This window comes from Streptomyces sp. WM6386, from assembly GCF_000972385.1.
Classification (GTDB): domain Bacteria; phylum Actinomycetota; class Actinomycetes; order Streptomycetales; family Streptomycetaceae; genus Streptomyces.
The window spans coordinates 18,651-43,790 of the sequence record NZ_JXTE01000014.1 but is presented as its reverse complement, the minus strand read 5'-3'; the positions used below and the strand labels follow the sequence as shown (position 1 = coordinate 43,790).

At 71.1% G+C, this 25,140-nt stretch carries 25 protein-coding genes; 14 read left to right on the top strand and 11 right to left on the bottom strand.

The window, feature by feature from the left end:
* Position 1 precedes the first annotated feature (1 nt).
* Genes TN53_RS11355 through TN53_RS11335 form a run of 5 tightly spaced genes read right to left on the bottom strand, consistent with a single transcriptional unit; the run spans position 2 to position 5,383 of the window.
* Positions 2 to 703: an acetyltransferase gene (locus tag TN53_RS11355; RefSeq protein ID WP_046258370.1), complete on the bottom strand. Its 702-nt coding sequence runs from the start codon at positions 701 to 703 to the stop codon at positions 2 to 4.
* Entirely contained in the window at positions 700 to 1,839 is a 1,140-nt protein-coding gene (locus tag TN53_RS11350) for a DegT/DnrJ/EryC1/StrS family aminotransferase (RefSeq protein ID WP_095046434.1), read from the bottom strand. Before TN53_RS11350 ends, TN53_RS11355 begins: the two co-directional genes overlap by 4 nt.
* Positions 1,836 to 2,816: an SDR family NAD(P)-dependent oxidoreductase gene (locus tag TN53_RS11345; protein ID WP_234441565.1), complete on the bottom strand. Its 981-nt coding sequence runs from the start codon at positions 2,814 to 2,816 to the stop codon at positions 1,836 to 1,838. The genes TN53_RS11350 and TN53_RS11345 overlap by 4 nt, the downstream gene beginning before the upstream one ends.
* 48 nt (positions 2,817 to 2,864) lie before the next feature.
* Positions 2,865 to 3,920 carry a Gfo/Idh/MocA family protein gene (locus TN53_RS11340; RefSeq protein WP_199924552.1) on the bottom strand — a complete coding sequence of 352 codons (1,056 nt, stop codon included), beginning with the start codon at positions 3,918 to 3,920 and terminating at the stop codon, positions 2,865 to 2,867.
* Positions 3,921 to 3,943: 23 nt separating this feature from the next.
* Entirely contained in the window at positions 3,944 to 5,383 is a 1,440-nt protein-coding gene (locus TN53_RS11335; protein WP_046258368.1) for an exopolysaccharide biosynthesis polyprenyl glycosylphosphotransferase, read from the bottom strand.
* 253 nt (positions 5,384 to 5,636) lie between these two features.
* Here TN53_RS11335 and TN53_RS11330 point away from each other — a divergent pair, with 253 nt between their 5' ends.
* The 3 genes from TN53_RS11330 to TN53_RS11320 are packed head-to-tail and all read left to right on the top strand — an operon-like array spanning position 5,637 to position 8,960.
* Positions 5,637 to 6,491 (top strand): glycosyltransferase, encoded by an 855-nt coding sequence (locus TN53_RS11330; RefSeq protein WP_052745178.1) that lies wholly within the window; start codon positions 5,637 to 5,639, stop codon positions 6,489 to 6,491.
* Between the two features lie 25 nt (positions 6,492 to 6,516).
* Positions 6,517 to 7,887 carry an MFS transporter gene (locus TN53_RS11325; RefSeq protein ID WP_046258366.1) on the top strand — a complete coding sequence of 457 codons (1,371 nt, stop codon included), beginning with the start codon at positions 6,517 to 6,519 and terminating at the stop codon, positions 7,885 to 7,887.
* A gap of 50 nt (positions 7,888 to 7,937) precedes the next feature.
* Positions 7,938 to 8,960: a hypothetical protein gene (locus TN53_RS11320; RefSeq protein ID WP_046258365.1), complete on the top strand. Its 1,023-nt coding sequence runs from the start codon at positions 7,938 to 7,940 to the stop codon at positions 8,958 to 8,960.
* A gap of 19 nt (positions 8,961 to 8,979) precedes the next feature.
* On the opposite strand, the gene TN53_RS11315 is transcribed toward TN53_RS11320, so the two are convergent.
* From TN53_RS11315 to TN53_RS11305, 3 genes are read right to left on the bottom strand one after another with little or no spacing between them, the layout of a single operon-like run.
* Positions 8,980 to 10,485: a tripartite tricarboxylate transporter permease gene (locus TN53_RS11315; RefSeq protein ID WP_234441564.1), complete on the bottom strand. Its 1,506-nt coding sequence runs from the start codon at positions 10,483 to 10,485 to the stop codon at positions 8,980 to 8,982.
* A 35-nt stretch (positions 10,486 to 10,520) separates the two neighbouring features.
* On the bottom strand, positions 10,521 to 11,021 hold the full coding sequence (locus TN53_RS11310) for a tripartite tricarboxylate transporter TctB family protein (protein ID WP_046258363.1): 501 nt from the start codon (positions 11,019 to 11,021) through the stop codon (positions 10,521 to 10,523).
* On the bottom strand, positions 11,021 to 12,028 hold the full coding sequence (locus TN53_RS11305; protein WP_046258362.1) for a tripartite tricarboxylate transporter substrate binding protein: 1,008 nt from the start codon (positions 12,026 to 12,028) through the stop codon (positions 11,021 to 11,023). Before TN53_RS11305 ends, TN53_RS11310 begins: the two co-directional genes overlap by 1 nt.
* A gap of 118 nt (positions 12,029 to 12,146) precedes the next feature.
* On the opposite strand from TN53_RS11305, the gene TN53_RS11300 reads away from it, so the two are divergent.
* Entirely contained in the window at positions 12,147 to 13,043 is an 897-nt protein-coding gene (locus tag TN53_RS11300; protein WP_046258361.1) for a LysR family transcriptional regulator, read from the top strand.
* A gap of 127 nt (positions 13,044 to 13,170) precedes the next feature.
* Here the strand turns inward: TN53_RS11300 and TN53_RS11295 are convergent, their stop codons facing one another.
* Positions 13,171 to 14,550 carry a glycoside hydrolase family 43 protein gene (locus TN53_RS11295; RefSeq protein WP_046258360.1) on the bottom strand — a complete coding sequence of 460 codons (1,380 nt, stop codon included), beginning with the start codon at positions 14,548 to 14,550 and terminating at the stop codon, positions 13,171 to 13,173.
* Between the two features lie 247 nt (positions 14,551 to 14,797).
* Here TN53_RS11295 and TN53_RS11290 point away from each other — a divergent pair, with 247 nt between their 5' ends.
* The 4 genes from TN53_RS11290 to TN53_RS11275 all read left to right on the top strand — a co-directional run bounded on the left by TN53_RS11290 (position 14,798) and on the right by TN53_RS11275 (position 18,577).
* Positions 14,798 to 16,225 carry an amidase gene (locus tag TN53_RS11290; protein WP_046258359.1) on the top strand — a complete coding sequence of 476 codons (1,428 nt, stop codon included), beginning with the start codon at positions 14,798 to 14,800 and terminating at the stop codon, positions 16,223 to 16,225.
* 26 nt (positions 16,226 to 16,251) lie between these two features.
* A complete protein-coding gene (locus TN53_RS11285) occupies positions 16,252 to 16,470 on the top strand; it encodes a hypothetical protein (RefSeq protein ID WP_171139045.1) in 219 nt (72 codons plus the stop codon).
* 133 nt (positions 16,471 to 16,603) lie between these two features.
* Complete coding sequence (locus tag TN53_RS11280) at positions 16,604 to 18,088, top strand: SPFH domain-containing protein (protein WP_046258358.1); 1,485 nt, start codon at positions 16,604 to 16,606, stop codon at positions 18,086 to 18,088.
* A gap of 42 nt (positions 18,089 to 18,130) precedes the next feature.
* On the top strand, positions 18,131 to 18,577 hold the full coding sequence (locus TN53_RS11275; RefSeq protein WP_046258357.1) for a type II toxin-antitoxin system PemK/MazF family toxin: 447 nt from the start codon (positions 18,131 to 18,133) through the stop codon (positions 18,575 to 18,577).
* Here TN53_RS11275 and TN53_RS11270 read toward each other — a convergent pair.
* Positions 18,562 to 19,377, bottom strand: a complete 816-nt coding sequence (locus tag TN53_RS11270; RefSeq protein ID WP_046258356.1) for a TIGR02452 family protein — start codon at positions 19,375 to 19,377, stop codon at positions 18,562 to 18,564. The two genes, TN53_RS11275 and TN53_RS11270, sit on opposite strands and share 16 nt — an antisense overlap.
* Positions 19,378 to 19,654: 277 nt before the next feature.
* Here TN53_RS11270 and egtA point away from each other — a divergent pair, with 277 nt between their 5' ends.
* Genes egtA through TN53_RS11245 form a run of 5 tightly spaced genes read left to right on the top strand, consistent with a single transcriptional unit; the run spans position 19,655 to position 24,260 of the window.
* Positions 19,655 to 20,944: an ergothioneine biosynthesis glutamate--cysteine ligase EgtA gene (gene egtA / locus TN53_RS11265; RefSeq protein ID WP_046258355.1), complete on the top strand. Its 1,290-nt coding sequence runs from the start codon at positions 19,655 to 19,657 to the stop codon at positions 20,942 to 20,944.
* Positions 20,941 to 22,251 (top strand): ergothioneine biosynthesis protein EgtB, encoded by a 1,311-nt coding sequence (gene egtB, locus TN53_RS11260; protein ID WP_046258354.1) that lies wholly within the window; start codon positions 20,941 to 20,943, stop codon positions 22,249 to 22,251. Before egtA ends, egtB begins: the two co-directional genes overlap by 4 nt.
* Positions 22,251 to 23,042, top strand: a complete 792-nt coding sequence (gene egtC, locus TN53_RS11255) for an ergothioneine biosynthesis protein EgtC (protein ID WP_046258353.1) — start codon at positions 22,251 to 22,253, stop codon at positions 23,040 to 23,042. Before egtB ends, egtC begins: the two co-directional genes overlap by 1 nt.
* Positions 23,039 to 24,001: an L-histidine N(alpha)-methyltransferase gene (egtD, locus tag TN53_RS11250; RefSeq protein WP_046258352.1), complete on the top strand. Its 963-nt coding sequence runs from the start codon at positions 23,039 to 23,041 to the stop codon at positions 23,999 to 24,001. Before egtC ends, egtD begins: the two co-directional genes overlap by 4 nt.
* Before the next feature lie 43 nt (positions 24,002 to 24,044).
* Positions 24,045 to 24,260, top strand: coding sequence for a dodecin (locus tag TN53_RS11245; RefSeq protein ID WP_046258351.1), 216 nt, complete (start codon positions 24,045 to 24,047; stop codon positions 24,258 to 24,260).
* A 10-nt stretch (positions 24,261 to 24,270) separates the two neighbouring features.
* Here the strand turns inward: TN53_RS11245 and TN53_RS11240 are convergent, their stop codons facing one another.
* On the bottom strand, positions 24,271 to 24,762 hold the full coding sequence (locus tag TN53_RS11240) for a nucleotidase (protein WP_046258350.1): 492 nt from the start codon (positions 24,760 to 24,762) through the stop codon (positions 24,271 to 24,273).
* Positions 24,763 to 24,966: 204 nt separating this feature from the next.
* Between TN53_RS11240 and rpmF the strand changes: the two genes are divergently transcribed.
* Positions 24,967 to 25,137, top strand: a complete 171-nt coding sequence (gene rpmF / locus TN53_RS11235; RefSeq protein ID WP_046258349.1) for a 50S ribosomal protein L32 — start codon at positions 24,967 to 24,969, stop codon at positions 25,135 to 25,137.
* Positions 25,138 to 25,140 lie beyond the last annotated feature (3 nt).

The following is a 25,140-nucleotide window of genomic DNA, read 5'->3' as shown; positions in this document are numbered from 1 at the left end:
GTCAGTGGTCCCCCCACTGTTCGTGGCGCGAGCCCTGCTCGCGTCGCAGTTCGTCGAGCGCGGGCGCCTCGGCCGCGCGAAGTCGTCGGGCCGGGCTCCCCACCCAGACCTCGCCCGGCGGAACGTCGCCGAGCACGCTGCTCCCCATGCCGATCTGGGACCAGGCACCGACCGTCGTGCCCTCCCTGACCAGAGCACCGGAACCCACATAGGCCCCGCGCTCCAGCCGTACTCCCCCGCCGAGGCGGACGCCGGAGGTCAGCGTGGCGTGGTCCTCGACCACGTCGTCATGGGTGAGGACCACGTGCGGCATCACCGCGACCTGCGCGCCCACCCTGACGGCGGCGGTCAGCACGCAGTGCGCGAGCAGGACCGAGCCGGGGCCGACCTCGGAGGTCGCCGACACCACCGCCGTCGGATGGACCACGGTGGCGTAGCGGTCCGTGGGCAGGCCGAGTCGGCGGACCAGCCGGGCGCGGGCCGCGTAGTCCCGGGGGTTGCCCACACAGATCACCACGCGGGCCCCGGGCAGAGCGTGGACCAGGTCGCAGTCGCCGAGGACGGGGACCCCGTCGACGTCCGTGCCGTGCAGGGCGGGGTTGTCGTCGAGGTGTCCGAGCAGCTTGAGTTCGCCCGCGTCGAGTACGGCCTGTGCGGTCTCCCGGGCGAAGCCGCCCGCGCCGATGATCACCAGTTCGTTCATCTGCGGGCCTGTTCACGCAGGGCCGCCACGACGCGGTCCTGCTGGGCCTCGGTCATCGTGTGGAACAGCGGCAGGATCAGCGAGTCCCGGGTGATCCGCTCGGTGACCGGCAGCGGCGCGCCGGGGTGGCCCGCGTAGGCGGGTTCGAGATGTGAGGCCATGATCCCGCGCCGGGCGGAGACACCGGCCGCGGCGAGCGCGGCGAGCAGATCGTCCCGGCCGACGGGGAAGTCCCCGTCCAACAGCACCCAGTAGGACTGGAAGTTGCTCTGCCCGTGCGCGGGGTCGCGCACGGGGGTGAGGCCCAAGACGTCCCGCAGCAACTCGTCGTAGCGGGCCGCCAGTTCGCGGCGGCGCGCGATCATCGCGTCGAGCTTGCCGAGCTGGACCAGACCGATCGCGGCCTGGACGTCCGTCATCCGGTAGTTGTAGCCGACCTCGAGGTAGCTCTCCAGGACCGGCTTGTCGCTCGCATGGCGGTCCGCCGCGGAGGCGTTCATGCCGTGCTCGCGCAGCCGGCGCAGCCGCGCGGCCCACTCGGCGTCGTCGGTGGTGACCATGCCGCCCTCGCCGGTGGTGACGAGCTTGCGGGGGTGGAAGGACCACGCGGCGATCAGCGCACCGTGTCCGACGGGCTTGCCGCCGACGGTGGAGCCGATGGCGCAGGCCGCGTCCTCCACGAGGGGAAGGTCCCAGTCGGCGCAGGCGGCGCGCAGAGCGTGCACATCGGCCGGTACGCCGCCCTGGTGGACGGCGAGGACGGCTCTGGTGCGAGGGGTGCGGACCGCGTCGACGTCGGCCGGGGTGAGGTTGCCGGTGGCCAGGTCGACGTCCGCGAACACCGGCTCGGCGCCGACGTACCGTACGGCGTTGGCGGTGGCGATGAAGGACAGCGAGGGCACCACGACCTCGTCGCCCGGGCCGAGTCCGAGGGCGACGAGCGCCAGGTGCAGGGCGGTGGTGCACGAGCTGACCGCGACGGCGTGCTCTGCGCCCACCCGCTCCGCGAAGGCCCGCTCGAACGCGGCGACCCGGGGGCCCTGGGCGACCCATCCGGACAGCACCGCCTCGGAGGCGGCCTGGGCCTCCTCCTCGCCGAGCCAGGGGATCATCACGGGGATGCGGTCGGTACTCACTTGGCCGCCTCCCGCTCCGCGCGCCACCACTCCACCAGGTCCTTGAGCCCCGTACGCAGATCGATTCGCGCCGTGAACCCGAGCCGCTCGGCGGCCCGCGAGGTGTCCGCGAGGCGCCGGCTCACCCCGTTGACGGCGCGGGCGGGCCCGTGCACCGGCTCCAGACCGGACGCGCCCATCGCCTCCAGCAGACCGTCGGCGAGTTCGCGCAGCGAGGTCTCCGTACCGGACGCGACGTTGAACACCTCGTCGGTGAGATCCGACTCGGCGGCCAGCACATTGGCTCTGGCGATGTCGCGGACGTCGACGAAGTCCATGGTCTGGGTGCCGTCGCCGAGGATCAGCGGCGGCTCGCCCGACTCGATGCGCTCCATCCAGCGGATGAGCACCTCGGTGTAGAGGCCGTGGATGTCCATCCGGGGGCCGTAGACGTTGAAGTAGCGCAGCGCCACGTAGTCCAGGCCGTACATGGCGTGGAAGCTGCGCAGCATGCCCTCGTTGAAGGCCTTGGCCGCGCCGTAGAACGTGTCGTTGTTGTACGCGTGGTGGCGCTCGGTCGTCGGGAAGGTCTCGGCCATGCCGTAGACGGACGCCGACGACGAGGCGACGACCTTGGTCACACCGGCCGCGGCCGCCGCCTCCAGGACGTTGAACGTGCCGTCGACCAGCACCTCGTTGGCGAGCCGGGGCTCCTCCGCGCACTGGGTGATACGGATCGCGGCGAGGTGGAACACCAGGTCGGCGCCCTCGGTGACCTTCTTCACGGTGTCGATGTCCCGGATGTCGCCCTCGACGACCTCCACGACACCGCTGGGCAACGCCTGGGCGAGGTTGGCCCGCCGTCCGCGCACGAAGTTGTCCAGCACCACGATCTCGCGGGCGCCGCCTTCGGCCAGGAGGTCGACGAGGTTGGAGCCGATGGTGCCCGCTCCCCCGGTGACCAGGATCTTCTTGCCTCGTACGCTGCTCAACTGCACTTCCCTCTCAGCGGACTTCTCAAGGAATGTCTCCATGCGTGCGAACGGTCAGTGGCCGGTGCGCAGGCCGACGACCGCACCGCGGAACTCCAGGCTGCGGGAGGCCGCTTCGAGGATGTCCAGGACTCTGAGGCCGGCCCGGCCGTCGGTCAGCGGCGAGCGGCGCCGGCGGATCGCGTCGCCGAACTCGTCGACCATGCTGCGCAGCGCCTCCTTCTCGCCGATGGCGGGGGCGACCATGTCGCCGGAGCGGTACGAGATGAGCATGTCCCGGCGTTCGTCCGCGCCGATCTCCTGGGGCGAGGCCAGGTCCACGCCCCGGTCGAAGATCGCCACGCGCTGGGCGGGGTTGAGGTCGTCCCAGACGAGGGTGCGCTTGGAGCCGCCCACCATGGTGGTCCGCACCTTGGTCGGCGACAGCCAGTTGACGTGCACGTGGGCGATGGCACCCGTGTTGAGCGTGAGCGTCAGATAGGCCACGCAGGCCTGTCCGGCGCCGATCGGGTCGGCCCCGTGGGCGGCGACGGCGACCGGCTCGACGGTGTCGGGGAGGATGAAGTCCAGGATCGACAGGTCGTGCGGTGCCAGGTCCCACAGGACGTCGATGTCCTTCTGGACGAGCCCGAGGTTGATCCGGACCGAGTCGACGAAGTGGATCTCGCCGAGTTCACCGGAGCGGACCAGTTCCCGGATGCGGCCCACCGCGGGCGTGTAGCAGTAGGTGTGGTCGCACATCAGGGTCAGCCCGCGCTCCTCCGCCTCGGTCACCAGGCGCAGCCCGTCGGCGTAGGTCGCCGCGAGGGGCTTCTCCACGAGGACGTGCTTCCCGGCACGCAGGGCGGCCAGGGCGATGTCGAGGTGGGTGCCGGCGGGCGTGGCCACGGCGACGGCGTCGACGGAGGGGTCGGCGAGGACGGCCGCGTAGTCCGCGGTGGGCCGGACGGTCGAGTAGCCGCCCAGGACCCGCTGGGCCCGCTCCACGTCGAGGTCGCACAGCCAGCGCAGCCGGAACCGCTCGCTGGCCTGGAAGTTACGGACGAGGTTGGGACCCCAGTAGCCGGCCCCGACGACTGCGACTCCCAACGGCTCCGCGGTCTCGGTCACTTGGTTCCTCTTCTTCCGGTCCATCAGTAGGCCCCCGTTCCGCGCACCACCGCGGATCCGGTGCGCGCCAGGATCGACAGGTCCAGGCCCATCGACCAGTTGTCCACGTATCCGAGATCGAGCCGGACCGCCTCGTCCCAGGGCAGATCGGAGCGGCCGCTCACCTGCCACAGCCCGGTGAGGCCGGGTTTCACGAGCAGCCGCCGCTTGACCTCCGACGGGTACTCCTCCACCTCCTCGGGCAGGGACGGGCGGGGGCCGACGAGCGACATGTGGCCGCCGATCACATTGAGCAGCTGCGGCAGTTCATCGAGCGAGGTGCGGCGCAGGAAGGAACCGACCCGGGTGATCCGCGGGTCTTCCTTGACCTTGAACAGCAGTCCGTCGCTGTTCTGGTTGAGGTGTTCCAACTCGGCCCGCAGAGCCTCCGAGTCGGGCCGCATCGTGCGGAACTTGAACATGGTGAACTGATCGCCGAACCGGCCCACCCGCTGCTGCCTGAAGAGTGCCGGGCCGGAGCTGTCCAGCCGGACGATCAGGGCGATCGCCAGCATGGGCAGGGCGAGCAGGAGCAGGAACACCGACGCGAGCGCGCGGTCCAGGAGTTCCTTGGGCAGCCGGGAGACCCGGGAGAGGTTCGGCGCCTGGATCCGCATCAGCGGCACCCCGTTGGTGGGCCGCACGGTCAGCCGGGCGGCGGAGACGTCGGCCAGCACCGGGGCCAGCAGGAAGTCGACGCCCTGCACGGCGGCCGTCCAGGAGATGCGGCGCAGTACGGAGGCGTCGTACTCGGGCGCGGGCAGCACCACGACGGTGCCGATGCCCAGGGCCCGGATGACGTCGTCCATGGTGTCGACCCCGCCGAGGACCGGGAGCCCCAGCCTGCGGATCTCCGCCGCGTTCTGCGGGTCGCTCAGGCACACTCCGGCGGCCTGCAGCTCCTGGACTCCGCCGCGCCGCAGCACGGCGACCAGTTCCACGATGCCGCGCGACGGACCGACCAGGAGCGTCGCGCTTCCGCCCCGCTCCCGGGCCCATCGCCGGTGCAGCCGGCGGCGCAGGGCGTACCGGACCAGGAGGGCAAGCGCGGCGGCCGGCACTGCGGCCATGGTCATGTCATGGAAGAGGCCCGGGTCCTGCGTGAACGTCCAGTGCGCGACGGCGGCCAGCGCCGGCAGGGCGACGGCGCCCCGGAGCACACGCCGGTACTCCTCGGTTCCCAGTCCCAAGGCCCTGCGGTCGTAGGACCGGTGGGCCGCCATGGCCGCGAGCCACACCGGGGGCAGCACCAGAGCCACCGCCCAGCGGCCGTACACCGCGTGGATCACCAGAGCCGCGACGACGGCCGCGAGGCCGTCAGCGACCAGCAGGACTATCCGGTACTTCTTTTCCCAAGGTCTTCGGCGGTCTTGTGGATTCCTGCGTTCCACATCCAGTTGCTCATGCGTGACCTCAATGGTCATGCGCCCCCCACCACGTGCGCGGTTACCCCTGACCGAACACCGCTGCGCCCCCGGCACAACGGCAGATGAAAGAAAGAAGCCTCAGCGGTTCCCCAACCGCCGCATGTCCCCTACATGTTGGCCTGTGCCTCGCGGCCTCGCGTTCCCCACCAAACCGTCTCGGCGGCCCTCAATCTAGACCACCGGACACAGTCACGGGAACAGTTGGACGAAACACACATCGCATTAGTGACATCGACTGCATACTGCCCAGGTGACGAGCATCGTGATCCCGGCCCACAACGAAGCGCAAGTCATCGCCCGGTTACTGGATTCACTTCTGGCCGATTCCGAATCCCGCGAGGACGAAAACGACATCGTGGTCGTATGCAATGGCTGCACGGACGACACGGCGCGGATCGCCGCCGCCCGCGGCCCACGTGTGCGGGTGGTCGAGATACCCACCCCCTCCAAGCACCTCGCCCTACGGGCCGGTGACGATCACGCGCGCGGCTTCCCCCGCGTCTACGTGGACGCCGATGTCGTGATCACGGGAGCCGACGTACGAGCACTGACCGAACCCCTGGACGACGGCGCCTCGGGCATCCTCGCCACCGCGCCCGAACGGCGGATCCCCCTGGACGGCTGCGCCTGGCGGGTGCGCGCCTACTACCGGGTGTGGCAGCAACTGCCGGTCGTGCGCGAGGGGTTGTTCGGCCGGGGTGTCATCGCGGTCTCCAAGGCCGGGCACGCCCGGATCGCCGCGCTGCCGCCGCTGATGGCGGACGACCTGGCGGCGTCCCTGGCGTTCGCCCCCGCGGAGCGGCTCGTGGTCGGTGCGGCCGAAGTCGTCGTCCACCCGCCGCGTACCTGGCCGGATCTGATCAATCGGCGGATCCGGGCCGCGGTCTCCACCACCCAGGTCGAGCAGCACCGGGGCCCGGAGGAGGCCACCGCCCGCACGAGCAAGGCGGATCTCACCACCCTGCTCCGCGGGGAGCCGAAGCTCCTCCCGGCGGTCCTGGTCTTCGTCGCCGCGGCGGTCGTCGCCCGGCGCAAGGCCCAAAAGGCCGTCAGGGCCCAGGACTTCGGCACCTGGCTGCGGGACGAGAGCAGCCGGCAGAACTGAACGCAGCGCACCTGGAGTCCTGGACATGTACCTCACCGACCGCTCCGCACCCGCCGGGGCGGACACCGAGCGGGGCCGAAGACGCGGCCTGCGGCCTAAGGTCGCCCCGGTCGTGCTCGTGCTGGGCACGGTCAGCCTGATCACCGACATCTCCTCGGAGATGGTCACCGCCGTGCTGCCGCTCTACCTCGTCACCACTCTCGGCTTCAGTCCCCTGGGCTTCGGCGCCCTCGACGGTGTCTACAACGGCGTCAGCGCCCTGGTCCAGCTCACCGGCGGTCACCTCGCCGACCGGGTACGCAACCACAAGCTGATCGCCGGGCTCGGATACGGCCTGTCCGCGCTGTGCAAACCGCTCCTCCTGCTCACGAGCAGCATCGGCGCGCTCGGCACCGTCCTCGCCCTGGACCGCACCGGCAAGGGCCTGCGCACCGCCCCGCGCGACGCGATGATCTCCCTGTCCACACCGGCCGAGCGCCAGGGCCGGGCCTTCGGCATCCACCGGGCCATGGACACCACCGGCGCGATGCTCGGCCCGCTGGCGGCGTTCCTCATCCTGAACGCGGCGGCCGACGGCTACGACGCGGTCTTCGGGGTGAGCGCGTGCGTGGCCGTGCTCGGCGTGGTCGTCCTGGTGCTGTTCGTGCCGGGCAGACGCCAGGACACCCTGCCCGGCATTGCGGGCCCACGGCTGGAGACCCCGCGCGACGGCGCGGCCACGCGGCAGGACACAGCGCCGCCCAGGTCAGGCGTACGCCAGGACACTCCGCCCGACGCAGCGGACGCGCCGCAGGGCAGGCCACCGGTCCGCGTCCGCGAGGCGCTCGCCCTGCTCCGCCTGCCGCGGCTGCGGGCCCTCGCCGGCTGTGCCGCGCTGCTCGGTCTGACCACCGTCAGCGACGCCTTCGTCTACCTGCTCCTGCAACGGCGCGCGGGCCTCCCCGAGGAGTGGTTCCCGCTGCTGCCGCTGGGCACCGCCGTCGTCTTCCTGTTGCTGGCCGTGCCCCTCGGCGCGCTGGCCGACCGGGTCGGACGGCACACCGTGTTCCTCGCCGGGCACCTGGCCCTGCTCACCGCCTACGCGCTGCTGCTGTGGGCCCCGGCCACACCGGCCCTGCCCTTCCTCGTCCTCGCCCTGCACGGCGTGTTCTACGCCGCCACCGACGGGGTGCTCCCCGCAGCCCTGGCCGCCACGGTGCCCGAGCATCTGCGCGCCAGCGGTCTCGCCATCGTCGGCACCAGCCAGGCGCTGGCCCGGTTCTGCTGCTCGCTGGGATTCGGCGCCGCCTGGACGATGTGGGGCTACGGCCCGGCGCTGGCCGGCTCCGCGGTCGGGCTGCTGTGCTGCGCGGCCGTCGCGGGCCTGGTGCTGAGGCCGACGGGCGGCACCCGATGACCACCGCGACGAAGCGGGACCCGATGACGACTCCAGCGAAGAGGAACCAGATGACACCGCTCCGCCGCCGCCTGATCGTCCTCGTCACGGCGGTGCTGCTGCTCGCGGGGCTGGGGACCGGCATGGTCCTGCGCGCCGCCGACCGCGCGGACCGGGCGAACCGGCCGCAGGCGGGCGGCCCCGCCGTCAGCGGGGGCAAGGTGACGCTCGGCCAGAAGGACCGGCTGATGTTCGTCAACGCGGCCGCCGGCCCGCACCGCACCGCGGTCGCCTCGGTCCCGTCCACCGAGCCCGAGAGCGGGCGGACCGCCTCGGACCTGAAGTGCGCGCGCTTCTACGCGGCCGCCGGCACGGGCGTGTGCCTCCAGTCCGACACCGGCGTCCTCAAGCAGAACAACCGGGCCCTGCTCCTGGACTCCGACCTGCGTACCCGGCACACCTACTCGCTCGCGGGCACCCCCAGCCGGGCCCGGGTCTCCCCCAGCGGCCGCTTCGTCGCCTGGACCGTCTTCGTCTCGGGCGAGTCCTACGCGTCCGCGTTCTTCTCCACCAGGACCTCGGTCCTGGACACCCGCACCATGAAGCTGATCCCCAGCCTGGAGACGTTCTCCATCGATCTGGACGGCAGGTCCTACAAGGCGGCGGACGTCAACTTCTGGGGAGTCACCTTCGCCGGCGACGACGACACCTTCTACGCCACCCTGAACACGGACAGCAAGACCTACCTGGTCCGCGGTTCGCTCTCCCGGCAGACGGTGACCACCCTGCTCGAGAACGTGGAGTGCCCCTCCCTCTCCCCCGACGGCACCCGGGTCGCCTTCAAGAAGCGGGTGCTTTCGCGTACCGACCTCTGGCGCGAGTACGTCCTCGATCTGCGCACCCTCAAGGAGACACCCCTGGCCGAACGCCACAGCGTCGACGACCAGGCCACCTGGCTGGACGACGAGACCGTCGCCTACGCGCTGCCCGCCGAGGGCAAGGTCGGCACCAGCGACCTGTGGAGCGTGCCCGCGAACGGCACGGGCACGCCCCGACTGCTGATCGCCGGTGCCTCTTCCCCGGCGCCGCTGTAGGCCCGGCCCGACGACGCGGTCACACCGTCTCCTTGTCCCGGTCCAAAGACGCCTTGCGGTGGTGCCAGGCCTTGCGTACGGCGGGAGCCAGCGCCACGGCGAGGAACAGCACGACCAGGGTTCCGGAGATCGGGCGGGTGGCGAAACCGCTCGGGTCTCCGTCGAACAGCAGCAACGAGCGGCGCAGCGAGGTCTCCAGCAGGGATCCCAGGACGAAGGCGAGCACGAGCGGGCCCGGGTCGAAGCCGAGCTTCTTCATCAGGTATCCGATGACGCCGAAGAAGACCACCACACCCATGTCGAAGACGCTGTTGTTGACGGTGTACGCGCCGATGAGCGTGATGAGCACCGTGATCGGGGCGAGGACGGACGGGCGTATCCGCAGGATGCGCACGAACAGTCCGACCAGCGGGATGCTCATGATCAGCAGGAGGATGTTCCCGAGGTACATCGAGTTGACGACGCCCCAGAAGAGCTCGGGATGCTCGGTGACGAGCTGTGGACCCGGGGTGATGCCCTGGATCAGCAGGGCACCGAAGATGACCGCCATGGTGGCGTTGGCGGGTATGCCCAGGGACAGCAGGGGGATGAACGACGAGGTGGCGGCCGCGTTGTTGGCGGTCTCGGGGGCGGCCACCCCTTCGACGGCGCCGTGGCCGAACCGCTCGGGATGGCGTGACCTGCGTTTCTCCAGGGCGTAGGCGGCGAGCGAGGCGAGTACCGCGCCGCCTCCGGGAAGGACGCCGAGGAGGAAGCCGAGGACGCCGCCGCGACCGATGGCTCCGGAGGACTGCCGTAGGTCGCTCCGGCTCGGCCAGACGTTGGCGACGGTGGTCGGCGCGTGTACGGCGCGGTGGCGCTCCTCCAGAGTGTGGAGGATCTCGCCGAGGCCGAACAGGCCCATGGCGATCGGCACGAAGTCCAGGCCGTCGGCGAGCGACAGGCTGTCGAACGTGAAGCGTTCGGTGCTGGTGAATCCGTCGCGCCCCACGGTGGCCAGGAGCAGGCCGACGGCCGCGGCGATGAGGGCCTTGAGCAGGCCGCCGTTGGAGACCGTGGCCACGAGCAGGATGCCGAGCAGGGCCAGCAGCGTGTACTCGGGCGGGCCGAAGTCCAGGGCGAACTCGGAGACCAGGGGTGCCACGAGGGTCAGTGCGATGACCGAGAGGGTTCCTCCGACGAAGGAGCCGATCGCGGCGATGCCCAGGGCCGTGCCCGCCCGGCCCTGACGGGCCAGTGCGTGTCCGTCGAAGACGGTCACCACCGAGGACGCCTCGCCCGGCAGGCGCAGGAGTACGGAGGTGACGGTGCCGCCGTACTGCGCGCCGTAGAAGATGCCCGCCAGCATGATGATCGCGGTCACGGGTTCGATGCCCAGGGTGACCGGGAGAAGGATGGCGATGGTCGCGGCCGGCCCCAGACCGGGCAGGACACCGACCAGCATGCCGATGACCACGCCGATGAGGCAGTACAGAAGGTTGGCCGGTTCTAGAACGACGGCGAAGCCGTCGAGCACGGGGGACACGTCCAACTGGCCTCCCAGACAGGGGCGGTATCGGGTCAGAACAGGTGGGGGACGGTGACCTCCAGCGCGCCGACGAACAGCACGTAGAGAACGACGGTGAGGCCGAGGCTCACGGCGGCGGAGGTCCGCCGGCTCTCCCGTCCGAGCACGCGGAGCCAGAAGAAGGCCAGGAGCGTCGCGGGGATCTCGAAGCCGATGACGCCGACGAGCGCCACGAACGCGACCATGCTGCCGACGGCCACGAGGACGTGCAGGCCGGTGCGGGTGAACCGCTCGGCGTCGTCCATGTGCCGGGCGCGGGCGGCCAGGAGGACACCGAGGACGGTCAGTGCCGCGCTCACGAGGGCCGGCCAGGTGCCGGGGCCGGGCTCGGCGGGGCTCCCGACGCCCAGGTTCAGCGCCCCCGTGAGCGCGGTGGCGCCGAGCGCCACGACGACCACGGCCGTGACGAGCTGGGTCACCGGGCCCGCCGCCGGTGGCCGGCTCTCGTCGGCGGGCTCACCCGCGGCCGACGGAGTGTCCGTGGGCGAACCCATCAGTTCTCGCTCAGGTCGATCTTGTACTGGCCGACGAGGTCGCGGTAGTTCTTCAGCGCGCCCGTCCATTCGCGAAGCACGGTGGGACCGTCGACCTCGTGGGGAGTGAGCAGCCGCCGGGTGTTGAAGTCCTTGTACTCCGCGGTGGCGAACGCCTTCTGGAACGCTGTGCGCAGCCGCGCGACGACGTCATCGGGGGTGCCCTTGGGGACGACGATCGAGCGTGACTGCTGGACGGGGACGTCGTAGCCCGCCTCGACGGCGGTCGGGGTGTCCGGCATGTACGAGGGCCGCTTCTTCGCGAACGTCACCAGCGGGGTCACCTTGCCGGCCTCGATCTGGGGCTGGGCCTCGCCGAGCTGGATGGAGGCGACGTCGACCTGGCCGCCCATGACCGCGGTGAGGGTGGGGGCGCCGCCGTCGAAGGGCACGGCGGTGGCGTCGACGTCGGCCTGGGAGAACAGCAGTGCCTGGCTGAGATGGCTGCCCGTACCGACGCCGGTGGTGCCGTACTTGACGGCCTGATCGGCGTCGACGACGTCCTTGACCGTCTTGAAGCGGGACTTGGCGCTGGCGACGAGGACGTAGTCGTCCTGGGAGAGGCCGGTGACGACCTCGTAGTCCTGGATGTCGACGGCTTCGTCGGCCGGGACGGCCAGCGGGGTGATGTAGGCGAGGGAGCCCACGAAGACCATCGCCGTGTAGCCGTCCGCTTCGGCCCCGGCGAGCTCCTTCGCGGCGAGGGCGCCGTTGGCGCCGGGCTTGTTGAGCACGGTGATGGCCTGTTCGAGGTCGGAGCCAGCGGGATCGGCGGCCGCTCGCGCGATCAGGTCGGTGCTGCCGCCGGCGTCCTGGCCGACGAGGAGGGTGATCCCGCGCTCCGGGAAAGCGGCGTCGTCCCCGGACTTCTGATCCCCGACGTTCCCACCACAGCCGGCCAGCGCGAGTGCGGCGACGAGCATGGCAGCCGCCGTGATGCGGGGGCGCACCCCGAGCCTCTTCTGCATGAGTTCTCCTCAGGCGCTGTGTAGGGAGAGAGTGCCGGGGTCCTCAGCGTCGCGCAGCCTATGACCGCGCTTCATGCCTGTCCAACTCCGTTAGTGCATCGACTGATACCTTTTGTGCATGGGGTACACCCTGGAGCAACTTCGCGGACTGGTCGCCGTTGCCGAGGAGTTGCACTTCGGCCGGGCGGCCGCGCGACTGCGGATCACCCAGCCGCCGTTGAGCCGCCAGATACAGAAGCTCGAGGCTGCCGTCGGCGTCCAGCTGCTCGATCGCGACAACCGTCGAGTGGAGCTGACTCCGGCCGGTGAGGCCTTCCTGGTCGAGGCACGGCGGATCCTCGCCATGGCCGAGGCGGCGCCGCATCTGGCGCTGCGCATCCACTCGGGATCACGCGGCGTGGTCCGGCTCGGCTTCACCGCGGCTTCGACGTTCGGCACGCTCGGCCGCATCCTGAACCGGCTGGAACAGCAGTTGCCGCAGGTACGCATCGAGCTCTTCGAGATGGTCACCCGCGAGCAGGTCGCGGCGCTGTCCGGCGAGGACCTCGATCTGGGCCTCGCCCGCCCGCCGTTCGACTCCGAGCTCTTCGCATCCCGGCTGCTCCAGCGGGAGGCGTTGCTGCTCGCGGTGCCCGCCGAGCACAGGCTTGCCGGCCTGGACCGGCCCGTGGGCGCAGAGGACCTCACCGGTGAGCCGTTGATCTTCCACTCGCAGCAAAAGGCCCGGTACTTCTACGACTTGATGGTGAGCCTGGTCCCGCTGGCGCAGGAGCGCGTGGTGCACAGCGTCAGTCAGGTGCTCACGATGCTGTGGCTGGTGTCCGCCGACCGCGGTATCGCCTTCGTCCCTGCCTCCGCGACCTTGCTCGGCATCCCGAACGTCACGTTCGTGCCGGTGGCCACGCGGGTGCCCGAACCGGTGGAACTGCATCTGCTGTGGCCCCGGCACTCGCGCAATCCCGCACTCGCCCGCGTCCTGCTCGCCCTGGAGGACATCAGCCCCGAGTCCCCGTAGCCGCACAGGACTTGACAGCCGAGATGTCCCGGGCGATCCCTGGGTGGACCTCGATGTCCTTCGACATCGTCCTCAGGAAGGAGTGGGCAGTCACCGGTGCGACTGCCCACGTCAACAGGTGTGGGGGTCAGGCCCAGGCCGTCACCGGCGTGAACGAGCTGTCCTGGCGGAAGGTGTCCGTGCCGTCCGAACGATCCACCCGCAGCTGGTAGCTGTAGTGGCGCAGGTAGTAGCCCGGGTAGTTGTACGACTCGAAGCGGATCGAGCCGCTCGCCGTTCCCGTGCGGGCGATGAACGTCGCGTCCTTGGCGAACGTCGACGTGCCGTCGTTCGCGTCGAAGCGGGCGCGGAAGTCCCAGTGGCGCAGGTAGTTGCCGGAGGAGTCGCGGAAGGAGTAGCCGCCCGAGTCGGCGAGGCCCGCGACGACGGTGAAGGTCGACGCCGTCTTCTCGGCGGTGGTGCTGGAGCTGGTCACCACCGGGAGGTTGAGCAGGGAGGACTGCGTCTGCCAGTAGCGGGTGGAGTAGTTGGCCGACTGGAAGGACCGCGTGACGTTCCTCGCCAGGCTCGGGCCGCCCGTCACCGTCTCCTTGATCACCGTGAAGTGACGGGCCGTACCGGAGACCACGGGCAGGGCCGCCGGGGCGGACCAGGTCGCGAAGGTGTCGTAGCTGTCGCTGTAGTAGTACTTGCCGTCGCCGTAGCCGTCGAAGAAGAGCCGCCAGGCGCCGTTGTCGAGCTGGACGAGCGCCGGGCCCTCGCGGTAGCTGCCCCAGCCGGCCCAGTCGCCGGTCCTGGAGATCGTGTAGGGGCCGGTCAGCGAGGAGGCCGTCGCGTACTCGATGTACTTGGTCGTCTCGTTCTTGGTGAACGCGTGGTACGTCGAGCCGATCTTCACGAGGAAGGTGTCGATATGGTTCGAGCCGATGCCGGAGAGGGCCACCGGTGAACTCCACGTGGTGAGCGCCGAGTTCGTCGCCTTCAGCAGATACGGCGTGAAGATCCACTCGTCGCTGGTGACCGAGCAGGACACGATGACGTTCACACTGCCGTCGCTGTCGACGAACCACTCCGGCGCCCACGCCCGGGACAGATTGGTGATCGGGACCGTGTAGTCGTACAAGAAGGTCCAGTTGACCCGGTCGGAGCTGCGGGCGAAGCCGATCGTGGTGCTGGCGTCCTGCCAGGTGTGGGTGGTGTAGGTGATGTAGTAGTAGCCGTTGGTGTGCTTGAAGATGCTGGCGTCGCGGATTCTGTTGCTCGGCGGGGTGTAGGCCGAGGACTTCAGCAGCCGGAAGTCGAGGGCGTCGTCCGACTGGTAGACGTTCACCGTGCCGTCGTTGCTGTTGAGGAACGGCACGATGGTGTAGCGGGTCGCGGAGCCGCTCGGCGGGGCGGCGGCGAAGGCCGCGCCGGGCAGGCCGCCCATCAGCACGGCCGAGGCGGGCAGGGCCGCCATCGCACGCAGCAGGGTACGACGGGACGGTGCGGGGGGTCGTGTGGTCACGGGCGGCTCTCCTCGGACAAACAAACAACGCGGCTCTGGTGTCCGACATGCCGAACGAGGTTCGGAAAGTCGATCAGAAGGTAGGGGCGAGGCCGAATCGCGTCAATGGTTTGCGCACGACCTGGTGAGCCCTATGGGAAAGCTGTGCCGTGCACTGAACTTCCGCCCCCGCCACGAGCGTTCCGGGACAGCGCTTCCACAGGTTACCGTTCGGTAGACAACGCGCTCCAAACGCGGAGGGGTTCACATGGCGCTCGACCGTGCCACCGGCCTGGCGGAGTCGGCCCGCGCCCTGGCCGACGGAGAGGTGACCTCCCGGGCCCTCGTGGAGCGGGCCCTGGAGCGGATCGCCACCAGCCAGGGGTCCCTCAACGCCTTCCGGGTCGTCCGGGCCGAGGCCGCGCTCGCCGAGGCGGACGCGGCGGACAGGGAACGCGCCGCCGGAGTGCGCAGGCCGCTGCTCGGCGTACCCGTCGCCGTCAAGGACGACATGGATGTGGCGGGCGAGCCGACCGCGTTCGGCTGCCGGGGAGAGTTCCCCACGGTGGCTCAGGACGGGGAAGCCGTACGGCGGTTGCGGGCGGCCGGAGCCGTCGTCGTCGGTAAGACCAACACGTGTGAGTTCGGGCAGTGGCCCTTCACCGAGGGACCCGCCTTCGGCGCCACCCGCAATCCATGGAGCGCGGAGCACACCCCGGGCGGCTCCTCGGGCGGATCGGCCGCCGCCGTCGCCGCCGGCCTCGTACCGGCCGCACTCGGTTCGGACGGCGCCGGATCGGTGCGCATCCCGGCCTCCTGGACCCATCTCATCGGCATCAAGCCGCAGCGCGGCCGCATCTCCACCTGGCCGCGCGGCGAGTCCTTCCAGGGCATCACCGTCAACGGCACCCTGGCCCGCACGGTCGCCGACGCCGCACTCCTGCTGGACGCGGCGAGCGGCAACCACGACCTCGACCCACACCGGCCGCCCGCCGTCGACGCCTCGGGCGCCGTCGGACGCGACCCCGGCAGGCTGCGCATCGCACTCGCCCTGAAGCCGCCGTTCACCGCGCTGCCCGCACGGCTCCAGCCCGAGGTACGGGCGAAGGTCGTCGAACTCGCCGGGAAACTCGCCGCGTTGGGGCACACCGTCGAGGAGGCCGACCCCCCGTACGGACAGATCGGGCTCACCTTCATCCCGCGCGCCACGGTCGGTCTCGCCGAGCGGGTCGGCGAAGCCCCCTTCCCCGCGCTGCTCGACCGGCGCACCCGGGACGCCGCCCGCCTCGGCCGACTGCTCGGCGGGGCACCGCTGCGGGCGGCGCGGCGGGCCGAGGCGGTCCTGCACCGTCGTATCGGCGGATTCTTCACGTCGTACGACGTGATCCTCGCGCCGACCACGGCCGCTCCCCCGCCGCGCATCGGCTCGATGCTGAAGCTGGGCGGACTGGCCACCGACCGCGCCATGATCGCCGCCTGTCCCTTCGCCTGGCCGTGGAACGTGCTGGGCTGGCCCGGTGTCAACGTCCCCGCCGGGTTCGTCGGCCAAGGGCTGCCCGTCGGGGCGCAGTTGCTCGGTCCGGCGAACAGCGAGCCGCTGTTGATCTCGCTGGCCGCGCAGCTGGAGGCGGAGCTGCGCTGGCACGAGGCGTGGCCGCCGGTGCGGGAGATCGCGACGGATTCCCCGGCCGCGTGACGGCGTTCGGCCCTTACCCTGTGACCATGGACGATGCGTCGATGGTCGGGCTCATGGGTCGGGTCACCGGAACGGTGGGGCCCGGGCTCGTCGGCGAGGTGATCGTCCGGGTTCGGGGCGGCGCCGAGCACTTTCTCGCCTACGCGGCCACCGGCACGGACCGTATCGAGCGGGGCACCGTGGTGATGGTGGTGGAGTACCAGGCGCCGAGAACCGTCTACGTCCAGGCGGCGTACGACAGTTGAGCATGCTCCACCGCAGGTGAGAGCGTTGTGCGTCAAGGTTGTGACAAGGATCCGCAAGGGTCTGTACCCCGGCCTCGGCGAGGCGCACACTCCCTTCGTTCGGTGCCGAAAGGGCACCATCCAAAGGGGGCGAATGCCGATGGTCATCGGCGTCGTTGCGGGGGTCGCGGTCGTGGCCGTCCTCGCGTTGATCGGTGTGTTCAAGATGATGTGGCGCGTGGCCGAGCCCAATGAGGCGCTCATCATCTCCGGCTCCAAGCACAAGACCGAGGGCCTCGAGGAAGGCATGGGGTTCCGCATCGTCACGGGGCGCGGCACGCTGGTGCTGCCCGGCGTGCAGGCGGTGCGCAAGCTCTCGCTGGACCTCAACGAGACCGAGCTGCACGTGGATTGCGTGACCCACCAGGGCATTCCGCTCAAGGTGCGGGGCGTGGTCATCTTCAAGGTGGGCGACGACTTCGTGTCGATCGCCAACGCGGGGCGCCGTTTCCTCGACCAGCAGAAGCTGATGTCGGAGCGGGTGCACAACGTGTTCGCCGGTCATCTGCGGTCCATCGTCGGCGGGTTGACCGTCGAGGAGATGATCCGCGACCGGGAGAAGCTCACCGGGCAGACCCGGGCCGCCTGCGGCACGGAGATGGAGAAGCTGGGGCTCATCGTCGACTCCCTGCAGATCCATGAGATCGAGGACCCGACCGGGTACATCCAGAACCTGGCGATGCCGCACGCGGCGGCCGTCCAGCGGGACGCGCGCATCGCGCAGGCGGAGGCGAACCGGCTGGCCACGGAGGCCGAGCAGAAGTCGTTCGCACGGATGGCGGAGGCCACCCGGGACAGCGAGATCCTCCAGGCCGGCTACCAGGCCGAGCGGGACAAGGCGGGCGCGAAAGCCCGCCAGGCCGGTCCGCTCGCGGACGCCGCGGCCCGGCAGGAGGTCGTCGTCCAGGAAACCCGGATCGCCGAACTCGAGGCGAACCGGCGCGAGCAGCAGCTCCAGGCGGACGTCCGCAAGCCGGCGGACGCCCAGGCCTACGAGAAGCGCACACTCGCCGAGGCCGAGCGGGACGCGCGGATCTCCGCGGCCCAGGCCAAGGCGAAGGAGACGGAGCTGGCGGCGGCGGCCGAGGCGACCCGGGTCAAGACGGCCGCGGGTGCCGAGGCCGAGGCGACCAAGGCCCGGGGTACGGCCATGGCCGCGTCGACCCGGGCCACCGGTGAGGCGGAGGCCGCGGCGGCTCAGGCCAGGGGTCTGGCACAGGCCGAGGCGACGAAGGCCAAGGGTCTCGCCGAGGCGGAGGCCATCAAGGCCCGGGCCGCCGCTCTCGCCGAGAACCAGGAGGCGGTGGTCGCGCAGCAACTCGCCGAGAACTGGCCGGAGATCGTCAGGGCGGGCGCGTCCGCGTTCGGCAGCGTCGACAACATGGTCGTGCTCAACGGGGCCGACGGCATGGCGGACATGCTCGCCAAGGCGCTCACCATGGGCGGCACCGGGCTGGGGCTGGCACGTCAGCTGCTGGCGTCCATGAACCAGAACGGACAGGAACCGGCGGGCACTTCGTCCCTCAACGGGATCGCGACGCCGCCGCCGGCTCAGAAGGTGCCGATGGACGACAAGTGACCCGTCACAACTGATCACGGGGGCAGCCTCTAAGGTGCCCCCGTGACTGCGTTTACCGATGGACACGTCCCCGGCCGCTTCGGCCCCACCGCGACCACCGAGGCCGACGTCCGCGAGGTGGGCCGGGTGCGCACCGAGTACTCACCCGCGCACGACGGCGACCCCGACCCGGGCGAGATCGTGTGGACCTGGGTGCCCTATGAGGAGAACGACGGACGGGGCAAGGACCGGCCCGTGCTCGTGGTCGCCCGGGAGGCGGCCGGAACGTTCCTCGCCGTGCAGCTGTCGAGCAAGCGCCACGACGGCAACCGGGAGTGGGTGGCGATCGGCAGCGGCCCCTGGGACCGCACCGGCCGGGACTCCTGGGTGGACGTCGACCGTGTCCTGCGACTGCACGAGGACGGTATGCGCCGGGAGGCCTGTGCGCTGGACCGGATGCGGTTCAACCTGGTCAGGCAGCGGCTGCACGAGCGCTACGGCTGGACCTGAAGGGTCTTCTCGAAGGCGGCCCGGACCACGTTCCCGGGCGTGCGGTCCAGGACGCCGAACACCACGTGCTCGAAGGCCCCTGTGAACCGCCCGCCCGGCCCGAGCAGCCCGTGGAAGGCACCCGCGACCTGCGCCGGGTCGTTCTGGAAGACCCCGCAGCCCCACGCGCCGAGCACCAGCCGCCGGTACCCCTCGGCCGCCGCCACCTCCAGCACCCGCTCGGCACGCACCGCCAGGGCGTGCGGCAGCTCGGCCGTGCGCTGCGGCACCGTACGCCGTACGACGCCCGCGTTCGGCGCGGCCGCGGTCAGGAAGCCGGCGGTGTACGGCTCGTCCAGCAGGCGGCCGCGGTCGTCCCGGAAGACGGGGACGGCCGGCGAGTGGATGACACGGTCCGTGTAGAAAGCGTCGCGGTGGGCCCGGTGATGGTCGTAGAAGTCCCTGGCCTCCCGCACACAGGCGTACAGCGCGGAGGCGCGGCACAGGGCCTCCTCCTGGGCCTGGGCGCCGTTGAGATAGCCACCGCCCGGGTTGCGGGCCGAGGCGAAGTTCAGGACGACCGGCACACCGCCCAGCCGACGGGCGGCCTCCAGACTGCTCTCGCCCGTGACCTCGACGAACGTGTCGCCGGGCGCGAGCTGCGGCACGGGCACGGGATCCGGCCCGTACATCCGCGTACCGGCCCGTGCGGCCTCGGTCCCGGCCCCGATGGACACCTCGCGTCCGTCACAGGCGCGATAGAACCCCGCCTCGACGATCTGCTCCGTCTGCTGTGCGATGCCACGCAGGCGCGCGCTCATGGCGCCACCCCCGTGGGCGCCGCGAACGCGCGCCGTGCGCGCTCCCCCGTCGTGCTCATGCAGGCATCCTGGGCGATGCTGGTCATACGGTGCAACGGAGTTTCCCGGCCTCGAAAACACCCAGCAAACGCGCAGAAAACGGAGATCGTCGGCCCCGATTACGACGATATGCACTCTTGTGCGAAACGCCGCGAGGGTTTTGGGTGGGACGAGCTATGCCGGTCCGGCCAACATCATCCGGGCCGGTGGCATGGTGGAATCTCAGGAGGATCCCGACATGTCCGATTCAATAACCGACTGTAGCGACTGTACGGAGCCCCGCACCGCTCTGTCCGCCGCCGAGGTGGAGGCCCTGGTCAGGGGTATCTGCTTCAAGACCGGACCGCCCCGCACCGTCGGGGTCGAGGTGGAATGGCTCGTCCACGAGCTGCGCCTGCCGCAGCTCCCCGTCACACCCGAACGACTCGAAGCGGCCTACGCCGCACTGCGGACCGTGCCCCTCAGCTCGGCGCTCACCGTCGAGCCCGGCGGCCAGCTGGAGCTGAGCTCGCCGCCCGCCGCCTCCCTGATGGAGTGCATCGGCACCGTCTCCGCCGATCTGGACGCCGTCCGCGCCACGCTCGCCGAGCGCGATCTCGGCCTCGTGGGCGTCGGCAACGATCCCTGGCATTCGCCCCGCCGCTATCTGCACGAGCCCCGTTACGACGCGATGGAGGCCTGTCTCGACCGCACGGGCCCCGCCGGCCGCGCCATGATGTGCACCTCCGCCTCCGTGCAGGTGTGCCTGGACGCCGGCTACGAGGAGCCGGGCCCGCTCGGGCACGGGCGGCGCTGGTGGCTGGCACACCAGCTGGGCCCGGTCCTGGTCGCCGCGTTCGCCAACTCCCCGCTGGTCGGCCGTGAACCCACCGGCTGGGTCTCCACCCGGCAGCTGCTGTGGATGGAGATCGGCGCGGGCCGGGCGGGCGCTCCCCCGCTGGACGGGGACCCGCGCGAGGGGTGGGCGCGGCACGTGCTCGACGCCCCGGTGATGTGCATCCGCCAGGAGGGCCGCGCCTGGGACGTCCCGGACGCCATGACCTTCCGCGACTGGACCCGCTCCGCGACACCGAGGCCGCCGACCCGCGAGGACCTCGACTACCACCTCACCACGCTGTTCCCGCCGATCAGACCGCGCGGCCACCTCGAGCTGCGCATGATCGACGCCCAGCCCGGCGACGACGGCTGGATCGTGCCGCTCGCCGTGACGACGGCGCTCTTCGACGACCCCGAGGCCGCCGAGACCGCCTACCGCGCGGTGAAGCCGCTGGCCGAGCGGGCCCTGGGGCTGCCCGCCCCGCACAACCCGCTGTGGCTCGACGCGGCCCGCACCGGCCTCGCCGACCCGGAACTGCACGACGTGGCCGTCCAGTGCTTCACGGCCGCCCTCGACGCCCTGCCCCGGCTCGGCGCGACCGCCGAGGTCACGGGTGCCGTCGCGGCGTACCTGGAGCGATACGTCCTGAAGGGCCGCTGCCCCGCCGACGATCTGCTGGACCGGTTGCACGGGAAGGACCTCCGCTCATGACCGACGACGCCGAGACGCTCCGCGTCCGGGCGCTGCTCACCCTCACCACGGCGCGCGACCGCACGACGCTGCTGACCAGCTGTGTCGAGGACCCCGACCTCACCGCCCAGCACTCGCCGCTGATGTCCCCGCTGGTGTGGGACCTCGCGCACATCGGCAACCAGGAGGAGCTCTGGCTGCTGCGGGGTGTCGCGGGGCGGGAGGCGATGCGGCCCGAGATCGACGGCCTCTACGACGCCTTCGAGCACCCGCGCGCGGAACGGCCCAAGCTGCCGCTGCTCCCGCCCGACGAGGCCCGGCGGTATGCGGCGGAGGTGCGCGGCCGGGTCCTGGACCTGCTGGAGGGCACCGCGTTCCACGGCACGCGGCTCACCGAGGCGGGGTTCGCCTTCGGGATGATCGCGCAGCACGAACAGCAGCACGACGAGACGATGCTGATCACCCATCAGCTCCGCACCGGCCCCCAGGCCCTGACCGCCCCCGACCCGGCCCCCGCACCCCTGTACACCGGCCCGGCCGAAGTCCTGGTGCCCGGCGGCCCGTTCATGATGGGCACCTCCGACGAGCCGTGGGCGCTGGACAACGAACGCCCGGCGCACCGGCGGGAGGTGGCGCCGTTCTACATCGACACGGCTCCGGTCACCAACGAGGCGTACCAGGAGTTCATCGAGGACGGCGGCTACTGGCTCGACCAGTGGTGGGCCCCGGCCGGCTGGGACTACATCCGGCAGCACAACATCGACGCCCCGCTGTTCTGGCGCCGCGACGGCAACCAGTGGCTGCGCCGCCGCTTCGGTGTCACCGAGACCGTGCCGCCCGACGAGCCCGTGGTGCACGTGAGCTGGTACGAGGCCGACGCGTACGCCCGCTGGGCCAGGCGGCGGCTGCCCACCGAGGCCGAGTGGGAGAAGGCCGCCCGCCACGACCCCACCACGGACCGCTCGATGCGCTACCCGTGGGGTGACGCCGACCCGGCGCCCGAGCACGCCAACCTCGGCCAGCGGCATCTGCGCCCGGCCCCGGCGGGCAGCTATCCCGAGGGCGAATCCCCGCTCGGTGTACGGCAGTTGATCGGCGACGTGTGGGAGTGGACGGCGAGCGACTTCCAGCCGTACCCGGGCTTCGAGGCATTCCCGTACAAGGAGTACTCGGAAGTGTTCTTCGGCCCCGAGCACAAGGTGCTGCGCGGCGGTTCGTTCGCCGTCGACGCGGTTGCCTGCCGGGGCACGTTCCGCAACTGGGACTACCCGATCCGGCGGCAGATCTTCTCCGGCTTCCGCACCGCCCGTTCCGCGGAGGGCGTCTGATGTGCCGTCACCTGGCGTATCTGGGCGGGGCGGAGCCGCTCGGCCGACTCCTCACGGAGCCGGCGCACAGCCTGTACCGCCAGTCCTGGGCACCCCGGCACCAGCGCTACGGCACCGTCAACGCCGATGGTTTCGGGGTCGGTTGGTACGCCGAGGGCGACCCGGCGCCGGCCCGCTACCGCCGGGCCGGGCCCATCTGGGCGGACCAGTCCTTCGCGGACCTGGCCCGGGTCGTACGGACCTCGGCGCTGCTCGCCGCGGTCCGTGACGCCACGCTGGCGGGCGCCGACGCCGAGGCCGCGGCGGCACCGTACGCGAGCGGGCCGTGGCTGTTCAGCCACAACGGCGCGGTCAAGGGCTGGCCGCGCTCCCTGGCACCGCTGACCCAGACCCTGCCCGCCGCCGACCTGCTGTCGATGGAGGCCCGCAACGACTCGGCGTTCGTCTGGGCCCTGGTCCTGGCCCGCCTCCGCGCCGGCGACGACGAGAGCCAGGCACTGGCCGACACGGTCCTGGAGGTCGCCGAGGCGGCCCCCGGCTCGCGCCTCAACCTCCTCCTCACCAACGGCGAGACCATCGCCGCGACCACCTGGGGCGACACCCTCTGGTATCTGACGTGCTCCCGCGGCACGGTCGTCGCTTCCGAGCCCTACGACGACGATCCGCACTGGCGGGAGGTCCCCGACCGCACCCTGCTCGCGGCGAGCCGCACGGACGTGCTGCTCACCCCACTGAAGGAGCCGAGTGACGCCGCCTCGGCCATCGCACCGTCGAAGGAGCCCCGTACGTGAGCCCGTTCCTTCTCACCCGCACCCTGCCCGAGGACGCCACCGAGGCCGCCCTGCGCGCCGACGTCCTGCGCGGTCTGACCCGCACACCGAAGACCCTGCCGCCGAAGTGGTTCTACGACGCCCACGGCAGCGAACTCTTCGATCAGATCACCGAGTTGCCGGAGTACTACCCGACCCGTGCCGAGCGGGAGATCCTCGTCGCCCGGGCCACCGAGATCGCGGCGGCCTCCGGTGCCCGCACCCTCGTCGAGCTGGGCTCCGGTTCCTCGGAGAAGACGCGGTACGTCATCGACGCGCTGAGCGACCTGCACACGTACGTGCCCGTCGATGTCAGCGAGAGCGCCCTCACGCGGGCCGGGCACGCGCTGATCGCGGAGCGGCCGGGGCTGAACGTGCACGCCCTGATCGCCGACTTCACGGCCGAGCTCACCCTGCCCGGGACACCGGGTCCCCGGCTGGTGGCGTTCCTCGGCGGCACGATCGGCAATCTGCTGCCGGCCGAGCGGGCGGAGTTCTTCACCTCGGTCCGCGCCCTGCTCTCCCCCGGCGACGCCCTGCTGCTCGGCACGGACCTCGTCAAGGACGAGAACGTGCTGGTCAGGGCGTACGACGACGCGGCCGGGGTGACGGCGGAGTTCAACAAGAACGTCCTGACCGTCGTCGACCGCGAACTGGGGGCCGACTTCGATCCCGGCGCCTTCGACCATGTGGCGCTCTGGGACGCGGAGAACGAGTGGATCGAGATGCGGCTGCGCTCCCGTACCGCACAGACCGTGAAGATCCCCGCGCTGGATCTCGCCATCGACTTCGCGGCGGGCGAGGAGTTGCACACCGAGGTGTCGGCGAAGTTCCGGAAGGAGGGCGTGCGCGCCGAACTGTCCGCCGCGGGCCTGGAATTGGCCCACTGGTGGACGGACGAACAAGGCCGGTTCGCGCTGTCGCTGAGCACGGTGCGGTGACGGACGGCTCGCGCTCCGCCGCCACGTGGGGCACGGTGGAGCCATGACGAATCACACCTATCGGGTGACCGAGATCGTCGGCACCTCGCCCGACGGCGTCGACCAGGCCATCCGCAACGGTATCGGCCGTGCCTCACAGACCCTGCGGAACCTCGACTGGTTCGAGGTGACCCAGGTGCGGGGCCAGATCGAGGACGGACAGGTCGCGCACTGGCAGGTGGGCCTGAAGGTGGGCTTCCGCCTGGACGAGTCGGACTAGCTGCACCGGCTCAGGTCCGCCCCTCCCGCTCCTGCGCGGTCTTCAGCGCAGCGGAGGGGGCGGTCCAGCGCGCCCGTACGACGGTGAATCCGGCCCGTTCGGCGTCCTCGCAGACCAGTTCGTCGTCGTCCACCAGCACCCGGATCTCACGGGTGCGGGCGAGTCGGCGCAGGGTCTCCAGCTTGGTGCGCCGGGCGGGCCTGCGGTCGTTGTCGCGCCGCATGTGGACACGCCCCTCGGGCAGTCCCTGCGCGGCGAGCCAGGCGAGCGTGTCCTGTCGGCAGCGCTCGGGCCGGCCGGTGAGATAGACGACCTCGCACTCCTCGGCGCTCTCCAGGACCAGGGCGATGCCCTGCGCGAGGGGTGGGTCCTGGGGTGCGGCGGCGAAGAAGCCGTCCCAGTCGCGAGGCTTGCGCTCCAGGAAGCGCTGCCGGTGGGCCGTGTCCGCGAGGGTGTTGTCCAGGTCGAACACGGCGAGGGGCGGTCTGCTGCTGTCGGTCACGCGCTCCACCCTAGAACCCGGCAACCTTCTCGCGCCGTGCAGCGACTCCTCTGCGACATGGCACGCAGGCGGAGGCGGGAGGCCCCATGCGGAACACGGCGATCTGGTCGGCAGTGGTTCTGAAGGAGCGGACTTAATTATTAATGGGATCCATTTTCATGTAGCGTCCTCGGTGCTCGCTGTCCCACCGAGGAGGTCCCTGTCATGGCTGTCCCCAAGCGGAAGATGTCCCGCAGCAACACCCGCCACCGCCGCGCGCAGTGGAAGGCGGTCACTGGGTCGCTGGTGCCCGTCACGATCGACGGAGTGCGCCACCTCGTACCGCAGAACCTCGTGAAGGCCTACGAGCGCGGCCTGCTGCGTCCCGAGGTCTGAGCC

Bases quoted from the DNA above. Each gene is read 5' to 3' on its own strand.
- TN53_RS11355 (WP_046258370.1), bottom strand. From the start codon at position 703: ATGAACGAACTGGTGATCATCGGCGCGGGCGGCTTCGCCCGGGAGACC.
- TN53_RS11335 (WP_046258368.1), bottom strand. From the start codon at position 5,383: ATGACCATTGAGGTCACGCATGAGCAACTGGATGTGGAACGCAGGAAT.
- TN53_RS11325 (WP_046258366.1), top strand. From the start codon at position 6,517: ATGTACCTCACCGACCGCTCCGCACCCGCCGGGGCGGACACCGAGCGG.
- TN53_RS11320 (WP_046258365.1), top strand. From the start codon at position 7,938: ATGACACCGCTCCGCCGCCGCCTGATCGTCCTCGTCACGGCGGTGCTG.
- TN53_RS11310 (WP_046258363.1), bottom strand. From the start codon at position 11,021: ATGGGTTCGCCCACGGACACTCCGTCGGCCGCGGGTGAGCCCGCCGAC.
- TN53_RS11305 (WP_046258362.1), bottom strand. From the start codon at position 12,028: ATGCAGAAGAGGCTCGGGGTGCGCCCCCGCATCACGGCGGCTGCCATG.
- TN53_RS11300 (WP_046258361.1), top strand. From the start codon at position 12,147: ATGGGGTACACCCTGGAGCAACTTCGCGGACTGGTCGCCGTTGCCGAG.
- TN53_RS11290 (WP_046258359.1), top strand. From the start codon at position 14,798: ATGGCGCTCGACCGTGCCACCGGCCTGGCGGAGTCGGCCCGCGCCCTG.
- TN53_RS11285 (WP_171139045.1), top strand. From the start codon at position 16,252: ATGGACGATGCGTCGATGGTCGGGCTCATGGGTCGGGTCACCGGAACG.
- TN53_RS11280 (WP_046258358.1), top strand. From the start codon at position 16,604: ATGCCGATGGTCATCGGCGTCGTTGCGGGGGTCGCGGTCGTGGCCGTC.
- TN53_RS11270 (WP_046258356.1), bottom strand. From the start codon at position 19,377: ATGAGCGCGCGCCTGCGTGGCATCGCACAGCAGACGGAGCAGATCGTC.
- egtA (WP_046258355.1), top strand. From the start codon at position 19,655: ATGTCCGATTCAATAACCGACTGTAGCGACTGTACGGAGCCCCGCACC.
- egtB (WP_046258354.1), top strand. From the start codon at position 20,941: ATGACCGACGACGCCGAGACGCTCCGCGTCCGGGCGCTGCTCACCCTC.
- egtC (WP_046258353.1), top strand. From the start codon at position 22,251: ATGTGCCGTCACCTGGCGTATCTGGGCGGGGCGGAGCCGCTCGGCCGA.
- TN53_RS11245 (WP_046258351.1), top strand. From the start codon at position 24,045: ATGACGAATCACACCTATCGGGTGACCGAGATCGTCGGCACCTCGCCC.
- rpmF (WP_046258349.1), top strand. From the start codon at position 24,967: ATGGCTGTCCCCAAGCGGAAGATGTCCCGCAGCAACACCCGCCACCGC.